25 protein-coding genes, 1 tRNA gene and 1 pseudogene are annotated in these 26,508 nt (G+C 64.7%); 10 read left to right on the top strand and 17 right to left on the bottom strand.

Going from position 1 to position 26,508, the window contains the following annotated elements:
* Positions 1-101: 101 nt before the first annotated feature.
* Positions 102-278, top strand: a pseudogene (locus tag ASG77_RS21185) (GNAT family N-acetyltransferase); the annotation flags it as partial.
* Between the two features lie 373 nt (positions 279-651).
* Here ASG77_RS21185 and ASG77_RS07785 read toward each other — a convergent pair.
* Together ASG77_RS07785 and ASG77_RS07790 are read right to left on the bottom strand one after the other, a co-directional pair.
* A complete protein-coding gene (locus tag ASG77_RS07785; RefSeq protein WP_056343485.1) occupies positions 652-2,082 on the bottom strand; it encodes a PhoH family protein in 1,431 nt (476 codons plus the stop codon).
* 240 nt (positions 2,083-2,322) lie between these two features.
* Complete coding sequence (locus tag ASG77_RS07790) at positions 2,323-3,084, bottom strand: isoprenyl transferase (protein ID WP_056343590.1); 762 nt, start codon at positions 3,082-3,084, stop codon at positions 2,323-2,325.
* A gap of 154 nt (positions 3,085-3,238) precedes the next feature.
* Here ASG77_RS07790 and trhA point away from each other — a divergent pair, with 154 nt between their 5' ends.
* On the top strand, positions 3,239-3,961 hold the full coding sequence (trhA, locus tag ASG77_RS07795; protein WP_235564389.1) for a PAQR family membrane homeostasis protein TrhA: 723 nt from the start codon (positions 3,239-3,241) through the stop codon (positions 3,959-3,961).
* Positions 3,962-4,000: 39 nt separating this feature from the next.
* On the opposite strand, the gene ASG77_RS07800 is transcribed toward trhA, so the two are convergent.
* Positions 4,001-4,360 carry a hypothetical protein gene (locus ASG77_RS07800; RefSeq protein WP_056343489.1) on the bottom strand — a complete coding sequence of 120 codons (360 nt, stop codon included), beginning with the start codon at positions 4,358-4,360 and terminating at the stop codon, positions 4,001-4,003.
* 115 nt (positions 4,361-4,475) lie between these two features.
* Entirely contained in the window at positions 4,476-5,381 is a 906-nt protein-coding gene (mca, locus tag ASG77_RS07805; RefSeq protein WP_056343492.1) for a mycothiol conjugate amidase Mca, read from the bottom strand.
* A 143-nt stretch (positions 5,382-5,524) separates the two neighbouring features.
* Between mca and ASG77_RS07810 the strand changes: the two genes are divergently transcribed.
* The gene (locus ASG77_RS07810; RefSeq protein WP_056343495.1) at positions 5,525-5,983 is read left to right on the top strand and encodes a DUF4307 domain-containing protein; all 459 of its coding nucleotides are present in this window, start codon (positions 5,525-5,527) and stop codon (positions 5,981-5,983) included.
* A 152-nt stretch (positions 5,984-6,135) separates the two neighbouring features.
* Entirely contained in the window at positions 6,136-6,630 is a 495-nt protein-coding gene (gene greA, locus ASG77_RS07815; protein WP_056343498.1) for a transcription elongation factor GreA, read from the top strand.
* Between the two features lie 52 nt (positions 6,631-6,682).
* On the opposite strand, the gene ASG77_RS07820 is transcribed toward greA, so the two are convergent.
* Genes ASG77_RS07820 through ASG77_RS07835 form a run of 4 tightly spaced genes read right to left on the bottom strand, consistent with a single transcriptional unit; the run spans position 6,683 to position 10,903 of the window.
* Complete coding sequence (locus ASG77_RS07820) at positions 6,683-7,300, bottom strand: rhomboid family intramembrane serine protease (protein ID WP_056343500.1); 618 nt, start codon at positions 7,298-7,300, stop codon at positions 6,683-6,685.
* A gap of 8 nt (positions 7,301-7,308) precedes the next feature.
* Positions 7,309-8,547, bottom strand: coding sequence for a threonine ammonia-lyase (ilvA, locus tag ASG77_RS07825; RefSeq protein WP_056343503.1), 1,239 nt, complete (start codon positions 8,545-8,547; stop codon positions 7,309-7,311).
* 42 nt (positions 8,548-8,589) lie between these two features.
* Positions 8,590-9,903, bottom strand: coding sequence for an AI-2E family transporter (locus ASG77_RS07830; protein WP_082575896.1), 1,314 nt, complete (start codon positions 9,901-9,903; stop codon positions 8,590-8,592).
* 40 nt (positions 9,904-9,943) lie between these two features.
* On the bottom strand, positions 9,944-10,903 hold the full coding sequence (locus ASG77_RS07835) for an aldose 1-epimerase family protein (RefSeq protein ID WP_056343506.1): 960 nt from the start codon (positions 10,901-10,903) through the stop codon (positions 9,944-9,946).
* A 152-nt stretch (positions 10,904-11,055) separates the two neighbouring features.
* Here ASG77_RS07835 and galT point away from each other — a divergent pair, with 152 nt between their 5' ends.
* Together galT and galK are read left to right on the top strand one after the other, a co-directional pair.
* Positions 11,056-12,228: a galactose-1-phosphate uridylyltransferase gene (gene galT / locus ASG77_RS07840; protein WP_056343509.1), complete on the top strand. Its 1,173-nt coding sequence runs from the start codon at positions 11,056-11,058 to the stop codon at positions 12,226-12,228.
* A 68-nt stretch (positions 12,229-12,296) separates the two neighbouring features.
* The gene (gene galK, locus ASG77_RS07845; protein ID WP_056343599.1) at positions 12,297-13,460 is read left to right on the top strand and encodes a galactokinase; all 1,164 of its coding nucleotides are present in this window, start codon (positions 12,297-12,299) and stop codon (positions 13,458-13,460) included.
* A 103-nt stretch (positions 13,461-13,563) separates the two neighbouring features.
* Here galK and ASG77_RS07850 read toward each other — a convergent pair whose 3' ends face one another.
* Together ASG77_RS07850 and ASG77_RS22490 are read right to left on the bottom strand one after the other, a co-directional pair.
* Positions 13,564-14,463, bottom strand: coding sequence for a Bax inhibitor-1/YccA family protein (locus ASG77_RS07850; protein WP_056343512.1), 900 nt, complete (start codon positions 14,461-14,463; stop codon positions 13,564-13,566).
* A gap of 329 nt (positions 14,464-14,792) precedes the next feature.
* Positions 14,793-15,074, bottom strand: a complete 282-nt coding sequence (locus ASG77_RS22490) for a hypothetical protein (RefSeq protein WP_235564393.1) — start codon at positions 15,072-15,074, stop codon at positions 14,793-14,795.
* On the opposite strand from ASG77_RS22490, the gene ASG77_RS07855 reads away from it, so the two are divergent.
* The 4 genes from ASG77_RS07855 to ASG77_RS07870 are packed head-to-tail and all read left to right on the top strand — an operon-like array spanning position 14,959 to position 19,006.
* On the top strand, positions 14,959-16,242 hold the full coding sequence (locus ASG77_RS07855; RefSeq protein WP_235564391.1) for a branched-chain amino acid ABC transporter permease: 1,284 nt from the start codon (positions 14,959-14,961) through the stop codon (positions 16,240-16,242). The genes ASG77_RS22490 and ASG77_RS07855 overlap by 116 nt on opposite strands.
* A 9-nt stretch (positions 16,243-16,251) precedes the next feature.
* The gene (locus tag ASG77_RS07860; RefSeq protein ID WP_056343518.1) at positions 16,252-17,220 is read left to right on the top strand and encodes a branched-chain amino acid ABC transporter permease; all 969 of its coding nucleotides are present in this window, start codon (positions 16,252-16,254) and stop codon (positions 17,218-17,220) included.
* A complete protein-coding gene (locus ASG77_RS07865) occupies positions 17,217-18,239 on the top strand; it encodes an ABC transporter ATP-binding protein (protein WP_056343521.1) in 1,023 nt (340 codons plus the stop codon). The genes ASG77_RS07860 and ASG77_RS07865 overlap by 4 nt, the downstream gene beginning before the upstream one ends.
* Complete coding sequence (locus ASG77_RS07870) at positions 18,236-19,006, top strand: ABC transporter ATP-binding protein (RefSeq protein WP_056343524.1); 771 nt, start codon at positions 18,236-18,238, stop codon at positions 19,004-19,006. The genes ASG77_RS07865 and ASG77_RS07870 overlap by 4 nt, the downstream gene beginning before the upstream one ends.
* A gap of 205 nt (positions 19,007-19,211) precedes the next feature.
* Here ASG77_RS07870 and ASG77_RS07875 read toward each other — a convergent pair whose 3' ends face one another.
* From ASG77_RS07875 to ASG77_RS07905, 7 genes are all read right to left on the bottom strand, one after another.
* Entirely contained in the window at positions 19,212-20,558 is a 1,347-nt protein-coding gene (locus tag ASG77_RS07875; RefSeq protein ID WP_056343527.1) for an ABC transporter substrate-binding protein, read from the bottom strand.
* 225 nt (positions 20,559-20,783) lie between these two features.
* Positions 20,784-20,857 (bottom strand) — tRNA-Leu (locus tag ASG77_RS07880).
* Between the two features lie 22 nt (positions 20,858-20,879).
* Entirely contained in the window at positions 20,880-21,824 is a 945-nt protein-coding gene (locus tag ASG77_RS07885) for an N-acetyltransferase (RefSeq protein WP_056343530.1), read from the bottom strand.
* 107 nt (positions 21,825-21,931) lie between these two features.
* Positions 21,932-23,431, bottom strand: coding sequence for an NAD(P)/FAD-dependent oxidoreductase (locus ASG77_RS07890; protein ID WP_056343533.1), 1,500 nt, complete (start codon positions 23,429-23,431; stop codon positions 21,932-21,934).
* 38 nt (positions 23,432-23,469) lie between these two features.
* Positions 23,470-24,846, bottom strand: coding sequence for a S8 family serine peptidase (locus ASG77_RS07895; protein ID WP_056343536.1), 1,377 nt, complete (start codon positions 24,844-24,846; stop codon positions 23,470-23,472).
* 34 nt (positions 24,847-24,880) lie between these two features.
* Positions 24,881-25,828: a Ppx/GppA phosphatase family protein gene (locus tag ASG77_RS07900; protein ID WP_056343540.1), complete on the bottom strand. Its 948-nt coding sequence runs from the start codon at positions 25,826-25,828 to the stop codon at positions 24,881-24,883.
* Positions 25,825-26,496: a DUF501 domain-containing protein gene (locus ASG77_RS07905; RefSeq protein WP_082575898.1), complete on the bottom strand. Its 672-nt coding sequence runs from the start codon at positions 26,494-26,496 to the stop codon at positions 25,825-25,827. Before ASG77_RS07905 ends, ASG77_RS07900 begins: the two co-directional genes overlap by 4 nt.
* Positions 26,497-26,508 lie beyond the last annotated feature (12 nt).

Consider the following 26,508-nt stretch of genomic DNA (forward strand, 5'->3'; position numbering starts at 1 on the left):
CCCGCGTTGCGCGTCCTCGCGTCCCTGCATAAGACCAGTCTTAATCACCAGGCCCACGAGTCCAGCCGACGCGCCCAACCCACGATTAATTCAGCAGCCTCCTAGGCGTGTCCCGCTCCCTCGGCTACGAACTCAACGGCACCAACAGGCAATCCTGGGGCGGCAAAGCCGTCGAAGTCCAAAAAGTGCGCCTCACCCCCGCAACCTTCAAACGCCCCGACTGGACGCTCCAAGTCAACGGCCACAAAGCAGCGGCTAAGTTCCTCGGCGTCGGCTGAGTCGTGTCTGGGTTTGCGGCGCCCCGGCCCTTCTCCGTCGCTTAGACACGACGCAAAAGGGCCTCTTCGGTCGCGGGGCGACCTCCAAGGCCCGCTGCGTCGCGATGCGCTCCTTTGAGAAGGACCACGGCTCCGCAAGTGCGCCGGTCACCTCCGGGCAACGTAGGTGAGCCAGGGGAGGAGCCAGACGTGTGCGCTGGCCACCAGAACCGCCGTTCAAGGAGGGCCACGGGCCTTCTCGTAGGAGCGCATCGCCGACCAAAGCGGCGCGCAGGTCGCCCAGCGACCGTAGCAAAGCGGCGGGAGGTGTCTAAGCGACGGAGAAGGGCCGTGGCCCGACGAACGGAACCACGGCCCCTCACCTAACGGAACCTTAGATTTCGGCGCCTTCGAGGAGCTCTGTTACCAGGGCTGCGATCGGGGAGCGCTCCGAGCGGGTCAGGGTGATGTGGCCGAAGAGCGGGTGTCCTTTCAGGGTTTCGACGACGGCGGCGATTCCGTCGTGCCGGCCGACGCGCAGGTTGTCACGCTGGGCGACGTCGTGGGTGAGGACGATCTTGGAGTTCTGGCCGATGCGGCTCATCACGGTGAGGAGGACGTTCTTCTCGAGTGACTGGGCCTCGTCGACGATCACGAAGGCGTCGTGCAGGGAGCGGCCGCGGATGTGGGTCAGCGGCATGACCTCGAGCATGCCGCGGTCCATGACTTCTTCCACGACTTCCTGGCTGACCAGGGCGCCGAGGGTGTCAAAGACCGCCTGGGCCCAGGGGTTCATCTTTTCCGACTCGGAGCCGGGCAGGTAGCCAAGTTCCTGGCCCCCCACGGCGTAGAGCGGGCGGAAGACGATCACCTTGCGGTGCTCGCGGCGTTCCAGCACGGCTTCCAGGCCTGCACACAGTGCCAGCGCGGATTTGCCGGTGCCGGCCCGCCCCCCGATCGAAACGATTCCGACGGCGGGGTCCATCAGCATGTCGATGGCGAGCCGCTGTTCCGCCGATCGTCCGTGGAGCCCGAATACGTCCCGGTCCCCCTTGACCAGCCGCACCTGCTTGTCAGCGCCCACCCGGCCCAGGGCTGAGCCCCGGTTGGAGAGGATCACCAGCCCGGTGTTGACCGGCATTTCCGCGGCTGCGGGAATGAAGACGGGCTCGTGGCCGTACAGGGTGGAAATTTCGTCCTCACTGGCCTCGACCTCCGCGACGCCGGTCCAGCCCGAATCCTTGACCAGTTCGTTGCGGTATTCGTCGGCAGTGAGTCCCATGGCGGAGGCCTTGACCCGCATGGGGAGATCCTTCGAAACCACGGTGACGTTCCGGCCTTCATTGGCCAGGTTCTTGGCCACAGCCAGGATGCGGCTGTCGTTGTCGCCACTGCGGAAACCCAAGGGAAGCACCTCGGCGGAAATGTGGTTCAGCTCCACCAAGAGGGTGCCGCCCTCGTTTCCGATGGGGATGGGTTTGCTCAAGCCACCGTGTTTCACCCGGAGATCATCGAGCAGCCGGAGCGCCTTGCGGGCAAAGTAGCCCAGTTCGGGGTCGTGCCGTTTCCCCTCAAGTTCCGTGATGACAACGATCGGAACAATGACTTCGTGCTCGGCGAAGCGCAGCAGCGCCCGTGGATCCGAGAGCAGGACGGAGGTGTCAATGACGAACGTGCTAATGGTGGCGTCCCTTCCGGAGACAGCAAAACCGGCCGCAGATGTTTCGTCTGCTGCACCGGCTTGTGAGGTGGCTCGCGTGGCGCGAGAGGTAGCTTTCTGTCCCTGGTCAAAAACGGCTTCGGGCAGTTGTTCAGAATTAGCCACATCGACTCCAGCCCCGGGCACGCCCGGAATTGTTATTGGTGAGGCGGCTCGGCCTGGAGGCCGGGTCCGGCCTCCCATACAACCGGTGCGAAATTCGCTCCATGTACTGGCCTCCCCGATCAGCCGGCGTATTTGCCTGCTGATGGATATAACGTAAATCCCTGCCCAGTAATTTCCGGTGCCATCCGTCGGCGATTCCTGTTACCGGCTTGTGAATTCCGGATGAACGGACCGGCCGGATCAGGTCCCGAAGCGCCGCTGCCTGCCGGCGTAGTCCCGAAGGGCGCGGAGGAAGTCCACTTTTCGGAAGGCGGGCCACAAGGCCTCGCAGAAGTAGAACTCGCTGTACGCGCTCTGCCACATCAGGAACCCGGACAGCCGCTGCTCCCCGGAGGTTCTAATCACCAGGTCCGGATCCGGCTGGCCGCGCGTGTAGAGGAAACGGGAAATATCGTCCACGGACAGGGAGTCAGCGAGCGCCGAAATGTCAGAGCCCTTGGCGACGGCGTCGTGAAGCAGCTCCCGCACGGCGTCAACGATTTCGCGGCGTCCGCCGTAGCCCACGGCAACGTTGACATGGATCTTTTCGCGTACCGGAGTGCGGGCAGTGAGCTTGTTGAGCCGTTCCGCCAGGTAGTCGGGCAGGAGCTCGGGGGCGCCCATGGCGTTGACCGAGATGTTGGCGTCATCGTCCAGGCGGTCCAGGGTGTTGGCAATGATCCCCATCAGAAGGTCCAGCTCCTCGCTGGACCGGCTCATGTTGTCCGTGGACAGCATGTAGAGCGTGACCACCTTGACCCCAAGCTCCTGGCACCATCCGAGGAATTCATGGATCTTATCCGCGCCGGCCTGGTGGCCCTGGCTGGTGGGTGCGTTGAACTGTTTAGCCCAGCGGCGGTTGCCATCCACCATCACGCCGATGTGATTGGGAATGCGGCCGCCGGCCAACTCGCTGAGCAGCCGCCTCTCGTAGAAGCCATAAAGGAACCCGCGCAATTCCACGAGGAGACTCACCTGACTTCCGTTGCTGTTCGACGGCATTGCACATCCTAGGCTACCGTCCGGGACCGGGACCGGCGTGACGGGACGTTCCCGGATGACCTGCCATAATTGTTACCCATGAGTAACTTATCCAAAGTGAGGATATTCTGAAGCCATGAACAGCCAGACTCCTGACGGCCCCCGCGCGCCCTCGGCGGACCACGGCCACAGCCCCTTGAACGGCGCCGCCGTCCGGCTGGCCGAGCTCCTGATGATCAAGCCCAAGTGGCGCGGCTGGATCCACACCGTCACGGCTCCGTTGGCCCTGGCGGCGGGCCTCGTCCTCGTGGTCCTCGCCCCCACTCCGGACCGCAAGATCACCTCGGCCATCTACGCTGCCACCGGCGTCCTGCTTTTTGGCATCAGTGCCATCTACCACCGCGGCAACTGGTCTCCGGGCGTGAAGATTGTCCTCAAGCGCCTGGACCACACCAACATCATGCTGGTCATCGCCGGCAGCTATACTCCCCTGGCCTGGTCCCTGCTGGAACAGCCCAAGGCGGTCCTGCTGCTCTGGGTCATCTGGTCCGGGGCCATTCTCGGCGTGCTGTTCCGGCTGCTGTGGACGGACGCGCCGCGCTGGCTATACGTGCCCATCTACATCGCACTGGGCTGCGGGTCGCTGTTCTACCTGCCTGAGTTCTTCGCGGCCAGCGTCCCCGCCGCCGTCCTCATCTGTGTGGGCGGCGTACTTTACATCACCGGCGCCGTGTTCTACGCGCTGAAGAAACCCAACTTCAGCTACGAACACTTTGGCTTCCACGAACTCTTCCATGCCCTGACGGTCCTGGCCTTCGCAGCACATTTCACGGCGATCGCCATCGCAGTCCTCAGCTGAACTGTAGAGGCCGGTAGGAAAGCGGGGGTCCGGCCCGCTTCAGTCGCGGGGCTGGGGCCGGTCGGCGGCGTGGCCGTGACCGTTGTCTTCGAGGCCTGCCTTGTCGCCGGACGCATCCGCGTCGTCGGCAACACCGAGGCCGTCGTGGCCGTCCGCAGCTTCAATGTCCGCGGCCTCGGCCGCTGCCTGGCGTTCCTCTTCCACCTGCGCCCGGTAGCGGACGCGGCGGATACGGCGGACCATGTCCACAATCAGCAGCGTGGTGGCCAGCACAAAGAAAGCGGTCATGATGAAGCCCCACAGGCCCGGGGTGATCTGGTCCTCGGAGATGCCCTCACGCAGGCCGGGCGTCGGCAACGGTGAGGGGGTGGTGGTCAGGGCGAGGAGCAAGTGGTGCACGGTTCAAACCTTCTGTGGAAAATGATGGGCAGCCGGCCGGGGATTCCTGACGCGGGGTCCGCGGGACCCGGACCAGCCCACAGCTTTTCTACACGGCATAGAATATGCTGCCGCTCTATCTTAGCCCGGCAAAAAGGTCCTTTTCGGGCAATTCCGCGGGGACCCTGGACTCGATCAGGGAGTAGTCTTCCCACGGCCACACGCGGCGCTGCATCTCGGCTGATACGGCAAAGAAGAACCCCAGCGGATCCACCTGCGTGCGATGCGCGCGGAGTGCGTCGTCGCGGGCTTCAAAAAAGTCCCCGCAGTCGATCTGCGTGGTGGTGGCATGGGAACCCTGCGGCGGGGTGTGGCCTTCTGCGTCCGTTTCCAGCCACGCGGCCAGCCGCTGGGCGTACGGGGACTGCAGGCCTGCTTCTTCCAGGGCAAAATGCAGTGCGCGGAACCGGTCCGGGCTGAAGGCCCTGTCGTAATAGAGCTTGCTGGGTTCCCAGGCCGCTCCGGCGTCGGGATACCTGCTGGGGTCACCCGCAGCCGCAAATGCCTCCACCGCCACACGGTGCGCCATGATGTGGTCCGGGTGCGGGTATCCCCCGTTTTCGTCATAGCTGACGATCACCTGCGGTTTGAAGTCCCGGACCAGCCGCACCAGCGGCGCCGCGGCGCGCTCCAGCGGCTGGACGGCGAAGGATCCGGCCGGCAGCGGCGGCAGCGGATCGCCCTCGGGCAGCCCGGAGTCCGTGAATCCCAGCCAACGCTGCTGGATGCCAAGTACCTTGGCCGCCTGGTCCATTTCCAGCCGGCGCGCCCCGGCCATGTCCCGCTTGGGATGCGGCTCGCCTTCCACGGCAGGGTTCTGGATGTCTCCGCGGGAACCGTCGGTGCAGGTGGCCACCATGACTTCCACTCCGGCGGCGGCGTACATGGCCATGGTCGCGGCGCCCTTGCTGGACTCGTCGTCCGGGTGTGCATGAACGGCTAGCAGCCTCAGCGTTGCCGGGGTATTAGTGGACGCTGTCATCGAGGACGGCTCCTTATTATTCTGCGGCTGCTGTGACGGCCGCTGGACTGAAGGGACTGCATGACTGGACGGACGGGATAGCTGCACCGGGGTGCTGATCCGGACCGGACGGCCACCGCCTGGAACCGAACTAAACTGGACTGGTGACTACCCAGGATCAGCCCGCCGTGTCCCCGCCTGCAGACACTAGCCTAGCCAATCGTTATGGCAGTAAAAAGCAGCCCCTCCCGCGTGCGGTCAAACGTGGCATTGCCGTAGCGGCACTGGCGGCCGGAGTGGGGTTTATGGCCTGGGTCTCCACGTCCTCAGCCGTCTCTGACGTGACGTTCAAGGACATCGGTTTCAGCACCATCGATGCCACGGCGGCCGAGGTTGATTTCCAGGTCACCAGGGAACCGGGGACGGCCGTCAAGTGCGCCGTCAAGGCCCTCGACTCCAAGTTCGCCGTGGTGGGCTGGAAAGTAGTGGACATCCCGCCCGGGGAAGCTGACGGAACGGCCGACGGCGGCAGGACAGTTTCGCAGCGGGTGACACTCCGGACGGAGTCCCTGTCCGTTTCCGGCGTGGTGGACGACTGCTGGATTCCGGGTGCCGGGACGTAGCGCCGTGTGATCTATGCCCCATCCCGGGTTGGGTATGTCCAGAGTTTTGACTACAATGGGTCAATACCTTTACCCCGCTGAGCTGGTTGCTGAGTTCCATAAGTGGCCACTGTTGCGGGGTCTTTTGCATGTACGACCATTAGGAGAAGTCCGTGTCTACCACCAACAGCGCGCCTGCAGCCTGGCTCACCCAGGAAGCTTTTGACCGCCTGAAGGCAGAGCTGGACCACCTTTCCGGCCCTGGCCGTGCGGAGATTGTCCAGAAGATTGAAGCTGCCCGGCAGGAGGGCGACCTGAAGGAAAACGGCGGCTACCATGCGGCCAAAGAAGAGCAGGGCAAGATCGAAGCCCGGATCCGCCAGCTGACGGCCCTTCTGCGCGATGCCCATGTGGGCGAGTCCCCCGCTGACGACGGCATTGTGGAGCCCGGCATGCTCGTTGTTGCCCGGATCGCAGGCGACGAAGAGACATTCCTGCTGGGGTCCCGCGAAATCGCCGGCGATTCAGACCTGGACGTGTTCAGTGAGAAGTCACCCCTCGGCGCGGCAATCGTCGGCCACAAAGAGGGCGCGAAGCTCAGCTACACGGCTCCGAACGGCAAGGACATCACGGTGGAAATCCTCTCCGCCAAGCCTTACGCAGGCTGACGCTTCACACTGATCGTTTCAGGCCAACCAGGCCTGGCCACGCCGGTCCCCGTCAGGGGGCCGGCGTTCTTGCGTGCTTGGGGCGCAGCAACAGGGCAGCGACAACTCCGCCTGCCGCTCCGCCGAGGTGCGCCTGCCAGGAGATGTAGCTGCCCATGATGGGCAGCACCCCCAGCAGGATGCCGCCGTAGACCATAAACAGCACCACGGCGAGCAGAATCTGGCGCCAGCTGTGGTTGAAGAAACCCCGCACCAGGAGGAAGGCAAACAATCCGAAAACCAGGCCGGAGGCGCCAACGGTGATGCCGCCGTCGCCAATCAGCCACACTGTCAGTCCGGAGCCCAGCCAGCTGAACCCGAGGGCCGTCAGGAACACCCTCACGCCGGAGAGAAACACCAGGAAGCCGAAAACGATCAGGGGCAGGGCATTGGACATCAGGTGGTTCAGATTGGCGTGCAGCAGCGGGAACGTCAGGATGTCCAGAAGCCCGTCCGCGGACCGGGGCCGGAGCCCGAAAGTCCGGTTCAGGGCATGCAGGGTCAGCATGTTGATCAGTTCGATCACAATGAGCACGGCCACAAAGCCGCCGGCCACCAACAGTCCGCCTTTCGCCCGCGAGGCTGTGGTTTCCCGGTTCCGCGGCTTTCCGTCGCCCGTCGCGTCAAGCATGGCTGCTCCTAATGCACCACAATGGGCTGGAAACCCTCGGCACGAAGGGCGCCGAGGACCTGCTCGCAGTGTTCGTGGCCCTTGGTTTCGAGGTTCACGGTGATGGAGACGTCGCCCATGCTGATGGAGCCGCCAACACGGGTGTGGTCCAGGCCCGTGACGTTCGCATCGTTTTCGGCGATGATGCGGGCGATGGTGGCCAGCGAGCCCGGCCGGTCATCGAGCATCATCCGGACGGTCATGTAGCGCCCGGCGGCGGACAGGCCCCGCTGGATGACTTTGAGCATCAGCATCGGATCGATGTTGCCGCCGGACAGGATCACCGCGGTGGTCCCGGGGTTTTCGATTTTGCCGTCCATCAAGGCCGCAACTCCAACCGCCCCGGCGGGTTCCACCACCATCTTGGCCCGTTCCAGCAGGAAGATCAGGGCCCGCGCCAGGGAATCCTCGCTGACCGTGACAACATCATCCACCAGCTCGCGGATGATGCTGAAGGGCAGCTGTCCGGGCCGGCCCACGGCGATGCCGTCAGCCATGGTGGACACTTTCTTCAGCGGAACCAGTGCGTCGGCGGCGAGCGACGGCGGATAAGCCGCAGCGTTTTCGGCCTGGACACCGATGATGCGGATTTCCCGCCCAAGTTCCCTGGCCCGGGCCTTGACGGCCACAGCTACTCCGGCCAGCAGCCCGCCGCCGCCCACTCCCATCAGGATGGTGTCCACGTTGGGGATCTGCTCGAGAATTTCCAGGCCGATAGTTCCCTGGCCGGACACCACGTCCACGTTGTCGAAGGGGTGCACAAACACCATGCCGGATTCGTCAGCGTAGCGCTGCGCCTCGGCGAGGGCCTCATCCACGTTGTGGCCGTGGAGGATGACTTCTGCGCCATGGCTGCGGGTGGCCGCCAGTTTCGGAAGGGCTACGCCCAGCGGCATGTAGATGCGGGCTTTGATGCCCAGGCTTTTGGCTGCCACGGCCACGCCCTGGGCGTGGTTTCCGGCTGATGCGGCCACAACACCGCGTTTTTTCTCCTCGGCCGAGAGCTTGGCCATGCGGACGTAGGCGCCGCGGACCTTGAACGATCCGGCCCGCTGCAGGTTTTCGCACTTGAAGAAGACGTCGCCGCCCACCATCCCGCCCAGGGCCCGTGACGATTCCACCGGGGTCCGCATAATAATCCCCTCGAGCAGCTTCTGCGCCTCCAGGACATCGTCCAGCGTGACGGGAAGGGTTTCAAGGGTGTTCACGGACTTATTCTCCTTGGGTGGGTACGGCTCCGGCGCCTTGGCTCAGGCCTGGGCGTCCGGATTGGCTGCTTCTGTGCTGGCTGCGGCGTCCTTGCCGCGCTTGGGCTTGAAGCCTGGCAACCGGACATCCCTGATGGAGTCATCATGGTCCGGGCCTGGCGTCACCGGCCCTCCGGGGGTTGCCAGCACCTGTTCATGTTCCCACGTTCTGGCCGCGATGTAGCGAATTGCGGAGTTTGCTACGGCGAGGATGGGGACTGAGAACAGCGCGCCGGGGATGCCCGCAAGGTACGAACCCGCTGCCACAGAGAGGATGACCGCCACCGGGTGCAGGGCCACGGCCTTGCCCATCACGAGGGGTTGCAGGATGTGGCTCTCCAGCTGCTGGACCAGCAGGACGATAGCCAGCATGATCAGGGCGTTGACCGGCCCGTTGGCCACCAGGGCCAGGAGTACGGCGATGGCCCCGGTCACCAGGGCACCGACAACCGGGATAAAGGAACCGATGAACACGAGCACGCTCAGGGGCAGGGCCAGCGGCACCCCGATGATGGCCGCGCCGGCGCCGATGCCTACCGCGTCAACAAACGCAACAAACATCTGGATCCGTGCGTAGCTGACCATGGAAGCCCAGCCCTTGCGTCCGGCACCGAACGTTGCCGCACGCGCTTTCTTGGGGAGGAGGCGGACCAGGAAGGCCCAGATCCTGTCGCCTTCGAGCAGGAAGAAGATCAGGATGAACAGGGCCAGCACCATTCCCGCGGCGAAGTGGCCCGCGGTGCTGCCGAAGGACAACGCACCGCTGAGGATGCTGCTGCTGTTGTTTTGGAGTGCGGCGGATGCGTCCTTGAGGTACTGGTCGATCTGGTCGGCAGTGAGGTGCAGGGGTCCGTCGGCCAGCCAGTCCTGGACCTGCTTCACGCCCGTCAGCGCCTGGGACCACAATTCGCCGAAACCTGAAGCCAGCTGGCGTCCCACCAGGGCAAGGGCGCCAGCAAGCACACCGATGAATCCCAGCACCGTGATGGCCACCGCGGCGCCGTTTGGCAGGCGCCCGCTCCGCAGCCAGCGCACCACCGGGCTCAGCAGTCCGGCCAGGAGCGCGGCCACCATAACGGGGATCATCAGGAAGCTGATCCGGCTGAGCAGCCAGACCAGGGCGCCGCCCACCAGAAGGATAAGACCGAGCCGCCAGGCCCACGACGCTGCAATCCGGATACCGTAGGGAATGTCCTGCTCAAGCTCCCGGTCCGCGCGCACCCGGGCCGGGCGGACAGTTTCCACCGGCCGGACCGTATCCGGCGCCGTGCCTGTGGGCTTTGAATCGGATGGGGTGGCGTCCTCGGCTGGCGTCATAGCCTAATACTTCCTCAGCACCGCCCCTTATGCGAAACGGCTACCCGGCCCCGCCCAGGACAGCATCGATCCCCCAGGCCATCGTGAACGTTTCCCCGGCCGAAAGCCACCGCAGCCCGTGACCCGAGTTGAAGGCGTTGGCCGGACCGGTCATGGGTTCGATGGCCACCGCCCTGGGCCTGCCGGGCAGCTCAGTTGTCACAAAGATGTGGACGTAGCCGCAGGATTCGTCCTGCCACAAAGTGACACTGCGGCCGTCAGGTGCGCTGAGCACATGGCGGGCCGCACCGCCGTCGAACGTCAGGTCAGTGAGGGCTACATCGATCTCAAGGTCCCCCACTCGTTGGCCGCTGCGGAAGTCACTGTCCCCGCTGACGGGCTCCGAGCTCCGCGGGATCAGGCGCTGGTCCGCCACCAGGCGGGTGCCGGCGGCGACGGTCAGGGTGAGCTGGTCCACGTCCGCGTCGCCCAGCCGCAGGTATGGGTGGGCGCCCAGGACGAACGGCGCTGGCGCGCTGGAATCGTTGATCAGCGTCTGGCGGACTTCCAGGCCAAGGTCCTCAGCGAGAAGGTACTGGACCCGGTGGCGCACCAGGAAGGGGTAGCCATGCTGCGGGAACACCGTCGCCTCGAGGGTCACCGAATATTGCGATTCATCAACCAGGCTGTAGGCGGAGTTGCGGAGCAGTCCATGACTGGCGTTGTTCCGGGAAACCTCCGTGATGTCCAGTTGCTGCTTCTTGCCGTCCAGATACCAGAGCCCGTCCTCCACCCTGTTTGCCCAGGGGGCGAGGGTGATCCCGGCGGCGCCGGGGGAAATCTCGGCGTCCCCATAGGTCTCGGTGAGCTGGACACCGGCACGGCTGTAGAGCCGCAGGCCGGCCGCCAGCTCAGTCACAACTGCGAACGCGTCACCCCTGCGGAGTTCGTACTGCCGGCCGGTGGCGTAGGTCTGGAATCCGGCGGGAATGCTCGCGTCCGGGGTTGCACTCGAAGTCATGAGCACCACCGTAACAGGGGGAAAGGACAGCCTGCCATCACCGCAAAATGTTCTCTTTTGTGTGAAACTATTCTTTTTTGAGCGAAATATGGGATGATCGAGGCAACGGACGTCCGGCACCTGCCGGCACCAGCACGCAAAGGACCCCCGCCATGACAGGTATCACCACCACCACGCTCGCCGATGGCCGGGAGCTGATCTATTTCGACGACGGCGCCACTGCCCAGCCCCGCACGGGGGCCACCACCACCGATCACCGGCCCTTGCCCGAGCGCGGCGAGCCTGGCGAAGTACGCTTCGATGCCCTCACCGACGAATGGGTGGCCGTCGCGGCGCACCGGCAGTCCCGCACCCACCTCCCGCCTGCCGACCAGTGCCCCATCTGCCCCACCACACCGAACAACCCCTCCGAGATCCCAGCACCCGATTACGACGTTGTGGTATTTGAAAACCGCTTCCCGTCACTGGGCCCGGCTGTGGGCCCAGTGCCGTCCACTCCGGCCTGGGGCACCACCGGACCCGCGTACGGACGCTGCGAAGTAGTGGCGTTCACTCCCGAGCACACGGGATCGTTCAGTGGCCTGGGTGAGGCCCGCGCCCGGACTGTAGTTGAGGCGTGGGCGCACCGCACCGAAGTCCTCAGCAAACTGCCGGGGATCAAGCAGGTGTTCCCGTTCGAAAACCGCGGGGCCGACATCGGCGTCACCCTCCACCACCCGCACGGCCAGATCTATGCGTACCCCTACGTCACGCCCCGGGCAGGGGTCATCGGAGCGGCCGCACGCAAGTTCTATGATGGGTCCGACGGGCGGCAGACGCTCACAGGCTCGCTGCTGCGGGCGGAACGCGAGGACGGGAGCCGAATGGTGATGGAGGGCGAGAATTTCAGCGCCTACGTGCCGTTCGCTGCCCGCTGGCCGCTGGAAATCCACCTGGTGCCGCACCGGCAGGTTGCCGACCTGGCCGCCTTGAGCGGTGAGGAAAAGGATGAACTGGCCCATGTCTACCTTGACCTGCTCAAACGGCTCGATGCCCTGTATCCGACCCCGACGCCCTACATTTCCGCCTGGCACCAGGCCCCTCTTGACGACCTCCTGCGCCCCGCCAGCTACCTGCACCTCCAGCTGACGTCGCCCCGCCGGGCAGCGGACAAGCTCAAGTTCCTGGCCGGTTCCGAAGCCGCCATGGGCGCGTTTATCAATGACACCACTCCGGAGAGCGTGGCGGAACGGCTCCGGGCCGTGGTGGTTCCGGAGTCCAGCCCCGTCCCTGCAGCAACCGCCCCTGCTGCTCTGGGGGCCCTGCCTGAAGGAGTACACGCGTGAGCGCCTCCCCTGACCCGTTGACTGCCCGGACCCCTCTGACCAACCCGGCGGAACCGGGCACTGAGGCCCTGGACACAGCGCAGCCGGGCACGGCGGACCTGGCGGCCCGCTTTGGGCAGGAGTTCGGCAGGCTTCCCGACGGCGTCTGGCAGGCACCGGGACGCGTTAACCTCATCGGCGAGCACACCGACTACAACGAGGGTTATGTGCTCCCGTTCGCGATCGATAAGACCGCCCGGGTGGCTGTCGCAGTCCGTGCGGACTCTACGGTCCGGCTCCTGTCCACTTATGGTGACCACGGCATGGTCACCGCCGACCTCGGCTCTTTGGACGCGGCTTCCGCCAAGGGCTGGACGAAGTATCCGCTCGGTGTGATGTGGGCGTTGCAGCAGCAGGGCATCACCGTTCCGGGGGTGGACCTGCTGCTCGATTCGAACGTTCCCCTGGGCGCCGGCCTCTCCTCATCGCACGCCATCGAATGCGCGGTCATCTCAGCCCTGAATGACCTGACGGGAGCTGGGCTTGAACCCGAGGAGATGGTCCTCGCCACCCAGCGCGCCGAGAACGTCTTTGTCGGCGCCCCCACCGGCATCATGGACCAGTCAGCGTCGCTGCGCGGATCCAAGGGGCACGCGGTCTTCCTGGACTGCCGCGACCAGAGCGTTCAGCTGGTTCCCTTCGAGGCAGAACCTGCAGGGCTGGTGATGCTGGTGATCGATACCAACGTCTCCCACTCCCATGCCGACGGAGGCTACGCTTCCCGCCGCGCGTCCTGCGAACTGGGCGCCGAGGTCCTGGGCGTCAAGGCCCTGCGTGATGTCCGGCTGGAGGACCTGGAAGAAGCCGCTGGCCTCCTGGACGAGGTCACCTACCGGCGCGTGCGCCATATCGTGACCGAAAACGACCGCGTGCTGCAGACCGTGGAGCTGCTGGCCAGTGCCGGCCCCGGTTCCATCGGCGCCCTGCTGGACGCCAGCCACGTTTCCATGCGGGACGACTTTGAAATCTCCTGCCCGGAGCTGGATCTGGCGGTGGCCACCTCCCGTGCCAACGGGGCCATCGGCGCCCGGATGACCGGCGGCGGCTTCGGCGGGGCCGCCATCGCGCTCACTCCAGTGACGTCGGAGCAGCAGGTGCGCGCCGCCGTCGTACGTGCCTTCGAAGAAGCCGGCTATGCGGCTCCTGACATCTTCACGGTGACCCCGGCAGCGGGAGCCATGCGCATTTCGTAGCGCGGATACCCGCAAAAAGAGGGCCCCACCCGATGCGAAATGCATCGGTGGGGCCCTCTTCTTATGCGTTTGGGATTACGACGGCGGATGCCGGGTTTTGTCGTCAGTCCTCGCCGCGGAGGATCGCCAGGACACGGATGATCTCCACGTAGAGCCAGACGAGCGTGACCGTCAGGCCGAAGGCAGCGGTCCACGAGAAGCGCTGCGGTGCGCCGCTCTGCACGCCTGCTTCGATGCTGGTGAAGTCCATCACCAGGGAGAACGCGGCGAGGCCGATAGCCAGGATGCCGATGACAACACCAATGATGCCGCTGCGCAGGCCGAAGGGTTCCGTCGTCATACCCGTCATCATCATGACCAGGTTGATCACGGAGAACAGGCCGTAACCCACCAGGGCGATCATGAAGAACTTCATGGCCTTGGGCGAGGCACGCACCTTGCCGCTCTTGAACAGCAGCAGCGTCACGGTGAACACGGACAGCGTACCGATGACAGCCTGCAGCCCGACGCCCGGGTACATGAGGTCGAGCACGCGGGTGAGGCCGCCGAGGAACAGGCCTTCGAGCCCGGCATAGGCCAGGATCAGGGCCGGCGAAGGCTGCTTCTTGAACGTGTTGACCAGTGCCAGGACGAATCCGCCCAGCGCACCGACGATCATCAGGATGCTGGCCAGCCCCATGCTGACGAACAGGGTCACCGCGGCACCGGCCAGCAGAACTCCGAGGCAGGCAGCAGTCTTGACGATGACGTCGTCGTACGTCATCCGGCCGGTGTCCGCGGGACCTGCAGCCGGCTGGTTGTACATCTGGCGCAACTGCTCATCGGTCATGTTCTGCTGTTGGCCCCAGCCGTTCTGGGGATCCATGACCTGGCCGGGAGCCCGCTGGCCGTAAGGCTGCTGGCCGTACTGGGGCTGTCCGTAGGGCGCCTGCGGGACACGGGGTGCCTGCGTTGCTCCACGGAAATTCTTTCCGTTGAAGATCGGGTTTCCGCCAAGTGCCATTGCTGGTGTCCTCCAAGTAAAGGTTGAGTCGTGACTTACGAACCACGCTACCAATATCTACGCGCTCACGCCCCAAAAAGTTCCCCGCCCATGGCGCCGAAACGCAACCGTGATGCATCCGAGTGGCCGGCCGCCCCCGCCGAGGGCCGCAAGAGAGCCACGCCGACCCCAATGGAATACCGCTGATCAACAGAAGTTTCTTTGCGAACACTTTGCCGATGCGCCGTGGCTGCAGCGCAGTTGTTATGCGATCGCTACCAGAGCGCCTCCCCGCAGCCTAAGATTTGACCCTGACGAGCTGTAACATAGGCCACACACGGTGACGGATATCACAACCAGGCCCCCAACCTGCGCGAGAGCATCATCATCCGTCCCGTGACGTTTGCAGTGGTTGCAATGGCGCACCCCTGGCCACCCCCCAAGTGGAGGATTTTCATTTTGAGAAGTACACCCAAAGGCTCGCCGCACAGACGGCCGGGCAGATTGCTGAAAGTGATAGGGGCCGTCTTTGCCTCTGTCGTGGCGATACTGCTCGTCGTCGCCCCGGCATCACAGGCCACTTCGCCGTCTCCGACACCATCCCCGTCGATTACGACCTTCCAGAACAACATCAGCGGCTTCCTTCGGGATGACGCGCGCGCCCCCATTCCGGATGTGACCATAACCGCCAGGAGCGGGGACTTCGAAGGGACCGCCAAATCCGCGGCCAACGGGTCCTGGAGCATCGGCGTCCCTGTCCAGGGCACCTACGAGATTGAGCTGGACGAATCGACCCTGCCAGAGGGCATCAAGTTAGCGGACGGTCAGGAAAACCCCCGCAGTGTCACGTTCAGCCAGACCTCCAACCTCTCGGTCATCTTCGCCTTCGGTGAGGGCATCGTGGTGCAACAGCAGGACTTCGGCCAGAATCTCCTCAACCGGCTCGTTGCCGGGCTGAGCTTTGGTCTCCTGCTGGCACTGGCCTCCGTGGGACTTTCCCTGATCTTCGGAACCACGGGGCTGACCAACTTCGCCCATGGGGAAATGGTCACCCTGGGCGCTGTACTGGTCTTCGCATTTAACGCCATAGGCCTCCCCTTCTGGCTTGCCTTGATCCTTTCGCTCCTCGGCGGCGGCCTCTTCGGCTACTTCCAGGACGCCGGACTCTGGAAGCCACTTCGCCGCCGCGGAACGGGCCTGGTGCCCATGATGATCGTCAGCATCGGACTCGCCCTCGCCGTCCGGTACGTCATCCAGTTCTACTTTGGCGGCGCCACGCAGCAACTGCCCTATGCACAGAGTGCGGAAATCCAGCTCGGCCCCGTCTCCATCTCTCCCAATAACCTCTGGTCGCTCATCATCAGCGCTATCGTGATCGCGCTGATCGGTATCATCCTGCTCAAGACCCGACTGGGCAAGGCCACCCGCGCGGTGGCCGACAACCCGGCGTTGGCGGCCGCGTCCGGCATCGACGTCGACTCGGTCATCCGGATCGTCTGGGTTACCGGCGGCATGCTCGCCTCCCTCGGCGGAATCCTATGGGCCTATTACCGGCCGGGAGTGACCTTCGATATGGGTTCGCAGATCCTGCTGCTCATCTTCGCCGGCGTGACTCTGGGCGGCCTCGGCACCGTCTTCGGCGCCCTCATCGGGTCCATCATCGTCGGCATCTTCGTAGAGCTGACCACCGTTTTCGGCCTCGCTGCCGACCTCAAGTATGTGGGAGCACTGTTCATCATGATTGTTGTCCTCTTGTTCCGGCCCCAGGGCATCCTGGGCCGTCGCGAGCGCGTGGGTTAGGAGACAGCCATGGATTTCGGATTCATTTTCTCCAGCGCTGCCAGCGAACTCTTCAGCCCGACCACCGCGGCCTATGCCCTTGCGGCCCTCGGACTGGCAGTCCACTTCGGCTACTCCGGCCTGCTGAACTTTGGCCAGGCCGGCTTTATGGCGGTGGGCGCCTACGGCTTCGCCATCTCGACACTCACCTTTGGCGTGCCCTTCTTTGTGGGACTGGTCATCGCCGTGATCTGCTCGGCCATCTTCGCGATGCTCCTGGGCATACCGACCCTGCGGCTGCGCGCGGACTACCTGGCAATCGTCACGATCGCAGCCGCGGAAATCGTCCGCTATATTGTCACCACCAACCAGCTGACCGCCGTGACCGGTTCGGCCAACGGCCTGGCCGCCTTCGAAGGCGGGTTCTACGCAATGAACCCGTTCCCGGCGGGTTCGTACATGGGCATGAATAACCGGGACTTCTTCATCCGGATCGTCGGCTGGGGCCTCGTCATCATCTGCTGCACCCTGGTGTGGTTGCTGATGAGGAGCCCGTGGGGCCGCGTGCTCAAGGGCATCCGCGAGGACGAAAACGCGGTCCGGTCCCTCGGCAAGAACGTGTACGCCTACAAGATGCAGGCCCTCATCATCGGTGGCGTGCTCGGCGCCCTGGCGGGCATGATCTTTACGCTCCCCCGCGGCGCGGTCCAACCGGCCAACTACGGCACCGAACTGACGTTCTTCCTCTACACCTGCCTGCTGCTCGGCGGGCTCGGCACGGTGCTAGGACCCGTCATCGGTGCGATGATCTTCTGGGTAGTGCTGTCCCTCACACAGGGCATCCTGTACGGCCTGATCGAATCCGGCGCCGTCACCTGGCTGAACACTGTCCAGGCCGGCCAGCTGCGTTACATCCTTGTGGGTGTCGCACTGATGCTGCTGATGATCTTCAGGCCCCAGGGCGTCTTCGGTAACAAGAAGGAGCTGGCGTTCGCATGAGCACGCATAGCGAAGAACCCCGTCCGTCGGGGGAAATTGACTACATGACGGACACGCGTCCGATTGCCGCCGGGGACACTGCTCCCGGCTGCAAGAAGCGCGATCCGATCGTGGTGGCGGAAAACGTCACCCGCAGCTTCGGCGGCATCAACGCCGTCGACGTCGAATACCTGGAGATTCCGCGGCACAAGATCACAGCGCTGATCGGCCCGAACGGTGCAGGTAAGACTACCCTCTTCAATTTGCTGACCGGATTCGATATGCCGAACTCCGGCAAATGGGAGTTCGAAGGCAACAGCCTTGCCGGGGTTTCACCCTACAAAGTGGCACGAATGGGGATGGTGAGGACCTTCCAGCTGACCAAGGTCATGGGAAAGCTCACCGTCATGGAGAACATGCGGCTCGGCGGCTCGGAACAGCCCGGTGAGCGCCTCTCCAAGGCCCTGTTCAAGGGCCTCTGGGGCGGCCGGGAAAAGGAGATCACGGCCCAGGCGAACGTCCTGCTTGAGAAGTTCAAGCTGGACGCCAAGAAGGACGACTACGCTGCCTCGCTTTCCGGAGGCCAGCGGAAGCTCCTGGAAATGGCACGTTCGCTGATGGTCAGGCCCAAGCTGGTCATGCTGGACGAGCCCATGGCAGGCGTGAACCCGGCGCTGACCCAGTCCCTCCTGGACCACATCAAGAACCTCAAGGCTGAAGGCATGACCGTGCTTTTCGTAGAGCACGACATGAACATGGTGCGCCATATTGCCGATTGGGTGGTGGTGATGGCGGAAGGAAAGATCGTTGCCGAGGGCCCTCCTGGCGAAGTCATGAAAAATCCGGCAGTCATCGATGCCTATCTGGGAGCCCATCACGACGTGGACCTTGGCGACGCTGAGGGCATCAAGGAACTTGCAGCCGAACTGGTGGCCGACGAGGAATCGATTGTCGGTACTGAGAACGCGGGCATCATCGCCATCGATGTCGTCGCCTCCGAATCAGACGAAGCCCGCCATAAGAGGAAGGACAGCGAATGAGTGCCACAAGCGCGGCTCCGACCGCAAGCACCGCAGGCTCCCAGGACTCCGTGGTGAAGGTGACGGACCTCGTCGCTGGCTACCTTCCGGGCGTAAACATCCTGAACGGCTGCAGCATCGAAGCCCGCAAGGGTGAACTGATCGGCATTATTGGTCCTAACGGCGCCGGCAAATCGACGCTCCTCAAGGCCATGTTCGGTCTGGTGAAAGTCCATTCGGGCACCGTTGTGGTTCGTGGCCAGGACATCACCGGGTTGAAGGCCAACAAGTTGGTGACCAAGGGCGTGGGATTCGTCCCGCAGAACAACAATGTGTTCGCCGCGTTGACTATCGAAGAGAACATGCAGATGGGCATGTTCCAGCGCCCCAAGGACTTCGCCGAGCGGTTTGATTTTGTCACCAGCCTGTTTCCCGAGCTCGGCAAGCGCCGGGCCCAGCGGGCCGGGTCGCTCTCCGGCGGCGAACGTCAGATGGTGGCCATGGGGCGCGCCCTGATGATGGAACCGGACGTCCTGCTCCTTGATGAGCCCTCCGCAGGCCTCTCCCCCGTTAAGCAGGACGAGACGTTCCTGCGGGTACACGAGATCAACCGGGCCGGGGTGTCGGTGATCATGGTGGAGCAGAACGCCCGCCGTTGCCTGCAGATCTGCGACCGCGCCTATGTGCTGGACCAAGGAAGGGACGCTTACACGGGCACCGGGCGGGAACTGATGAAGGACCCCAAGGTGATCCAGCTGTATCTCGGCACCTTGGCGGACGAGGTCTAAGCCGCCTCCGTCCAGCCCACCCGTCCAGGAGCTGCAGAAGGGCCGTCACCGGTTTGGTGGCGGCCCTTTTGGTTGGCGGCCTGGGCCATGTGCCCGCTCCGGACGCCTCCGCAGGCGCCCGGAGCCGAGGCATAGCCCGCTGCCAAGGCAGCAGAAAGCCCCCGTCCGGCTGGACGGGGGCTTTCGTGTCTAGGTTGAGGCGGCTTTACAGCTTGCCGAATTCTTCCTTGGACGGTGCGTACTTGTTATCGTCCTGGTACTCGTAGATGCCGATGTAAGCTTCCGTCGGGTCGCCGGCGTCAGAGAACGTCACCGGACCTGACTGGCCGTCGTAGTCGATGTCCTTGCCGTTGCGGAGCAGCGTGACGCAGGAGGCGAAGTCGGTGCACTTCTCACCCGACTCCGAGACTGCCTTGAGCTGCTTGGCAATCTCAACGCCGCTGGTGCTCTTGGCGGCTTCAGTGGCAAGGGCGATCAGGTTCACAGCATCGTAGGATTCACCTGCGTAACTGTAGTCCTTCAGGGCCGGATCAATGGCGAGCAGCTTCTGCTTGAACGCCTCCTTGGCGAACGTGCCAGGGATGGTTCCCTGGGCGCCCTTCAGGGTCCCGGCCTGGAAGTCCTTGCTGTAATCGGAGGTGTTGCCGTCCACGAGGAACATCTGGGTGGGCTTGACACCCTTGCCCGTCATCAGCGGCACGATACTCTTGGCCTGGTCAAAGGTGATCAGGGCAATCGCGTCAGGCTTGGCCGCTATGACCTTGTCCACCTGGCTGCTGAACTGGGAGTCACCCTCGTTGAACAGCTCTTCCGCAACCACTTTGCCACCAGCTGCTTCGAAGGAGGACTTGACGTTGCTGGCAAGGCCGGTTCCGTAGGCGTCGTTGAGTACGATCATGCCCACGGTCTGTGCACCACACGTGGCCATGTAGTTGCCCAGGACCTTACCCTGCAGCACATCTGAAGGCGCAGTACGCCAGTAGAGGCCCTTGTCATCCCACGTAGTGAAATCCGGGGAGGTATTGGCGGGCGAGAACTGGATAACACCGGCACCGGTGATCTGGTTGATGACCGTCTTGGAGACACCGGAAGACGCGGCACCGATGATGGCGCTGACGCCCTGGCCGAGGAGCGCACTGGTGGACTGCGTGGCGATGTCTGTCTTAGTGTCGCCGGAGTCACGGTGGATCACTTCCACAGGCTTGCCCAGGACACCCCCGGCATCATTAACTTCCTTGATACCAAGATTCACACCCGCGATTTCGGGCGGCCCGAGGAAGGCCAGGGAGCCGGTGGTGGGGAGCAGGGAACCCAGCTTGAGCGGCGTTTCCGTGACGGTGGTTGCAGGCGGAACAGCGCCTCCAGCGCCTGCCTTTGCTGTGCTTCCGGGAGCCGCGCCGGGAGCGGGGCAGGAGATCCCAGTTGCTGAAGTGGTGGTTTCTGTCGAGCTCGGGGTGGAGGTACCACCACAGGCTGTAACCAGAAAGGCGACGCCGACGCTAAGCGCTGTGAGCTTAGCAAGACGGGGTGCCGCCGGGGAAAGTGAAATCATTGACAATCTCCTGGATCGAAAGGTGCGAACGGCCTTTGACGCGGATGATCAGGTGTTCCTGATTTAACTTCAAGCTAATGCATATCTTCGGCGGATATAAGTGACTGAGGTCACATCCTTATAACAGTCGTTGCATATGCGAAATCTATGACCGGGAGATGTCTGTTGAGGTCACGCAGGAGGCGCGGAAGGGCGCGTCAGGAGGAGCTCCCTAGGGAGAATGTGTACCCCAGGTGGGACTCGAACCCACAACACGCGGATTTTAAGTCCGCTGCCTCTGCCAATTGGGCTACTGGGGCGCCCGGTCTATATGCTATCCCGTCATTCGCCCGCAAGCGGTCCGGCGTACCGGAACGTCCCGTGGACCCCGCCGGGCCAGACCGCCAGCGGGAGCAGCTGGAAGTGGTCCCCCCAGGCCGCGTCGGGAGGGAGGACGCCGAAGGACGCAGCAGGGACAAAGCCGAAGCGCGGGTAGTATTCGGTGCTGCCCAGCAACGCAATCCCGCCCTCCCCCGCCGCGTTGGCCCGGGCAATGGTATCGTTCATGAGGGCAGCGCCGATCCCATGGCGCTGCAGCCTTGGTGTCACACCGATGGGCCCGAGCCCCAGCAACCCGTAGTCGCCCACCCAGCCCCGTGTGCTGATCACATGGCCGACTATCTCGTCGTCGAGCACCGCCACCACGCTGAACTCGGGCAGGTAGTCCTCGCACTCGAAGAGCCGGCGGAGCACGTCCACCTCTTCGGGCTCCCCGTCCACCGGCAGGCCGGTGACCGGGGAGACCGCGAACGCCTCGCCCGTCAACGCGAGGATCTTGTCCCTGTCCGCAGCTGTCTCGTTCCTGAGCAGCAGTTCGGGCCGCGGCACGTGCCGGCTGGCCGCCGACAGCTCAGCTAGGGCTTCGACGGCGCGTGGTGCGTCAGCCACCGGCACCAGCAGGTGGTCGTGGTGGAAGCCAGCCAGCACGTTGCAGCTGATCCTGGCGTCGGTCAGGGCCTTCCCGACGGCGGCGGTCAGGCCAACAGCCTCCAGCGCAGAGTGCACTTCCAGGGTGATCCAGGCCGCCACAAAGTCGTAGTGCAGCCCCAGGCTGTCTGCCCTTTCCCGCGGCAGGACGACCGTCAGGCCCTCGGCCTCACGGACGGCAGCTTCGATGCCGGGCTCGAGCGGCCTGCCATGCGGCCACAGGACGTAGACGTACTCCCCCTCCCGCAGTACCGGTTTCAGTGTTGCCAGCAGGGTCTGGAGGTTCTTTTCGCCAGTCATGCTGCCAGTCTAGAAGGGACACCAGGCGGGAAACGCCAAAACGGCGGCTATCCCTCAAGGGGACAGCCGCCGTCGGGCGTTACAAATGCTGTTTCAGGATGCCGGTGTTACTTGGCGTCCGCGGTGACCGACTGCTTGGGGTCCACGCTGGCGGCCTCCGCAGAGCCGGGCTTTGCCGCTCCGGCGGATGCCTCCGGCGCGCTGGGCACCGGGGCAGGAGCAGCCGCAGCCGGCTTGGGAGCCGGTGTGGCAGCGGCCACGAAGGCACCACGCGGGTTATCGAGATCGATCAGCTGGGTGGTGTCGCGGCCCATAAAGAATGCGAGGATCCAGCCCATGATGACGCGGACCTTGCGCTCCATGGTAGGCATGGCCATGCCGTGGTAGCCGCGGTGGGCCAGCCACGCGAGGGGGCCCTTGAGGCCGATGCGGCCCACGAGGTTGATGTTCGCAACACCCTTCCACTCGCCGAAGCCGGCCACAGCACCCAGATTTTTGTGCTTGTAGTCCTTCAGCGGCTTGTCCCAGCGCGAAGCCCACAGGTTCTTGGCGAGGCGCTTGGCCTGGCGAAGTGCGTGCTGGGCGTTCGGGACGCAGGTGCCGTCCGGCAGGCCGCTGCCCGTAAGGTCCGGCACGGCCGCGATGTCGCCGGCGGCCCAGGCGTTGTCAATGATGCCTTCATCGCCGGCGATGCGGAGGTCCGGCAGAACGCGGACGCGGCCGCGGGGTTCCAGCGGGAAGTCGGAGGAGCGGATCATCGGGTTGGCCTGCACGCCGGCAGTCCAAACGAGCGTGTCGGCTTCGAATTCCTGGGCGAGGGACTTGTCCGGGAGGTTGATGAGCTTCAGGGAGCCCTCAGCGCTGTCCAGGGAGGTGTTCAGCAGGACCTCGATGCCGCGGCTGCGGAGGTGCTCCACAACCCATTCGGCCTGCGGTGCCGTGACCTCCGGCATAATGCGGCCCATGGCTTCAACCAGGACGAAGCGAACTTCTTCCTGGCGGATGCGGGGGTTGTTCTTGACCGCGGCGCGGGCCAGGTCTTCCATTTCGGTGATGCACTCGATGCCGGCGAAGCCGCCACCGACAACCACGAATGTCAGTGCCTTGGCGCGGGCAGCGGGGTCCGCGATGGTGGACGCGGCCTCGATGCGCTCCAGCACCTTGTTGCGAAGGGCCACAGCCTCTTCGATGGTCTTCAGGCCGATGCCCTTGTCCGCCAGGCCCTTGATGGGGAACGTGCGGGTGATGGCGCCTGCGGCCACCACGATGTCGAAGTAGGGGATCTCGATGTGCTCTCCGCCGTCCGCGGGCGCCACGACGGCGGTGCGGTTGGCGTGGTCGATCGAGGTGACGCTGCCCTGGATGAGTTCAGTCTGCTTCAGGTGCTGGCGGTGCGAGACCACTGCATGGCGGGCCTCGATGTTGCCGCCGGCCACTTCGGGCAGGAAGGGCTGGTAAGTCATGTAGGGCAGTGGATCCACGAGGGTGACGATGCCACCGGCATTCGCGATCTTCTTCTGCAGTTTGAGTGCTACGTACAGGCCGACGTACCCGCCGCCGACGACGAGTACCCTGGGACGGTCCTGGAGCTCTGGGGTGGTTGCCATGATTTAAGGATACAACAGTTTGTGAAAATCTTCACTAACTACGTTTTGCCGCCTGAATCAACGGTTTGGAACGCGCCGGTATCGGGTTCCTCGCGCGCCGCTCCGGGGTTTCGGGCAGCCCGCCGCAGCTGGAGGACTGCTGCCCCGATGATCACCACAAAGAGGATCACTGAACCGATCACGACGGCGGCGCCAAAGGCACTGTCGCGCTGTGAGGGCGCCTCCGCCGCGGGCACAGTGGGCTCGGGCAGGGTGGGAACGGCACTGGCCACTTCGTCGGTGGGCACCGGTGCCGGCGCACCAAGGTTGCCGCGGCGGTGCACGCGGATCCAGTCCGAGATGGAGCCGAGGGGGTTGGCGGCGGCTTCCGGGACGGAGTCCTTCAGGGCGGCCTCGGCGTTAAGCACGCCAAAGCCGTACAGCGGGTCTTTTCCGGCAGGACCGGCATCCTTGGCCGTGCTGACGATCCGGTTGATGACCTGCTTGGCGGTCATCTCCGGCCACTTGGAACGGATGAGTGCGGCCACACCGGCAACGATCGGGGCAGCTCCGGACGTTCCCGCCCATTCTGCGTAGCCGCCGCCCGGCAGCCCGCCCAGCAGGTTTTCAGCCGGGGCCGCCACACCGATGCTGATCCCCTGGGAGGACGAGTCGACGCTCGCTGTGCCCTTGCGGTCCAGGCCGGCGACCGTGAGGACGCCGGGGATGGTGGCGGGCGCTCCCACCTGGAGGTTGCCGCCTATCCGGTTTCCGGCGGCGGCCACGATCACCACGTCCTTCTGCTCGGCATAGAGGAAGGCAGCGTCCCAGCTCTGGGGCCACTGCGGCGTGGCGCTGCCCAGCGAAATGTTAATGACTTTGGCCCCGTTGTCCACGGCCCAACGGACCGCTTCGGGGATCTGGTCCTGATCGCTCTTGCCCGCGGGGTTGGCCGATCCCAGCCACGTTGACACGGACAGGATCTCAGCTTCAGGAGCCACGCCAATCATGCCGTCCGGTCCGGCGGTGGCAGCCTTGCCGGGACTGGGCGAGGCGGTGGCGCCGGCGGGCTGGTGTCCGCGACCGGCGAGTATGGTGGCCACCAGGGTCCCGTGTTCCGGTTTGACGCCAAGGCTTTTCTGCCCGTTGGGGCTGCCGGCCCCGGACACGTCGAAGCCTCCGGTGACGGCGCCCTTCAGGTCAGGGTGCTGGGCATCCACGCCGCTGTCGATAACCGCGATCCTGACACCGGCGCCCTTGGAAACCTCCCAGGCCTTGGTGATTCCGGATTCGCCAAGCCAGTACTGCTTGTCCCGGTCAGCGTCGGCCATGGCAGCGGGCGCCAGGGTCAGTCCTGCGGCCAGGCTGACGCCTGCAAGGGTCATCGCCAGGAGAGCTGACGCGGCCCGGCGGAACCGTGCTGTTGCTCTGGTCATGTGGGTTCCCATGCTTGGTTGGCTGAAGGCCTGGTTAGTGGATGCTCAGGGCAATTCCGTCAAGAATATCGTGTTCACTGGCCGTGGCCGTGACGATCCGGCCCGCGGTGAGTTCATTCAGCCGCTCCAGGATGCGCCGCCACACCAGCCCGCCGGCACCTATTACGTCGACGCGGCCGGGGTGCATGTACGCGAGTTCCGCACGTTCTCGCCTGGTCATGTGGAGGAGGTCAGCAGCGGCTTCGGTGATGGTCCCGACGGACAATTCCGTCCCGTGGATCGCCGCCGGCGAATACTCCGGAAGCCGCAGGGCATGGGCGGTGATAGTGGTGATCGAGCCGGCCACCCCGACGACGGCGGTGGCGCGTTCCAGTGGAACGTCGAGCCCCGCCAGCGTGATCGCGGCGTCGACGTCGGCTTCCGCGGCGGCGATCTGCTCCGCAGTGGGCGGATCGTCCTGCAGGTGCCGTTCGGTCAGCCGGACGCAGCCGACATCGACGGACTTGGCGGCCGTGACACCGCCGGAGGTACCGAGGACAAACTCCGTGCTTCCGCCGCCGAGGTCAACCACCAGAACCTGCTCCCCGTCAAGGATGGGCAGGACGCTGCTGGCCCCGGCGAAGGACAGGGCAGCTTCTTCATCGCCCGAGATAACCTCCGGCTCAACGCCCAGGAGGTCCCGGATCCCGTCGACAAAGACCTGGCGGTTGCGCGCGTCCCGGCTGGCCGACGTTGCCACAAACCGGATGGACTCCGCACCGTGCTCGCGGATCATTGCAGCGTAATCGGCGGTGGCCGCGAAGGTGCGCTCCAGCGCCTCAGGGGCGAGTTCGCCGGTGGCATCCACGCCCTGGCCCAGCCGGACAACCCGCATCTCGCGGACAACGTCGGTGAGCTTCGCTGCCCCGTTGCTGCGGTCGATGTCGGCGATGAGCAGGCGGAGCGAGTTCGTGCCGCAGTCGATGGCGGCGACGCGGGTCATGCCCCTGCCCCGTCAGCGCTTGCTGTCTTGCGGACCGGAGCGGGCCGGCCCACGATCTCCGGCAGGCCCTGGGGGCCGTGGCGGCTGAGATCCTTTGACGGGGCCTCCCCTGCGGTGTCCCAGGCGCCGTCGCAGTAGCAGCGGTCCGTTGTCCACCATTCACTGATGCCGGCAATGGCCTCATCCCCCAGCGGGTTCACGCCCGGACCTGCCGCGAGGGAATGGCCCACCAGAACGTGGAGGCATTTGACCCGGGTGGGCATGCCACCGGCGGAGATGCCGTCAATCTCCGGGACGGCGCCGATGCCGGAACGCTCGCCGATGGCCGCGCGGGCTGCGAGATAGTCCACGTGCGCCGCACGGTAGGCGGCCGCGAGGGGCTCATCAGCGCTCAGGCGTTCATTCATGTCGTTCATCAGCCCGGCAGCTTCCAGCCGGGAAACCGCCGAAGTGATGACGGGGTGCGTCAGATAAAACGTGGTGGGAAACGGCGTCCCGTTGCTCAGCCGCGGTGCGGTGGCGGCGACGAGGGGGTTGCCACAGACGCAGCGCGCCGGGATTTCCACCACATCGCGCACCGGCCGTCCCAACTGCCTGCTGAGTACTTCAAGATCGTGTGCTGATGGCTGGCGGGACTTCTCCGGCGCAGTCGCCGTGTTTTCTTCCACTGGCGCGGGCCA

Origin of the sequence: Arthrobacter sp. Soil762, from assembly GCF_001428335.1 — a bacterium.
Lineage (GTDB): Bacteria > Actinomycetota > Actinomycetes > Actinomycetales > Micrococcaceae > Arthrobacter.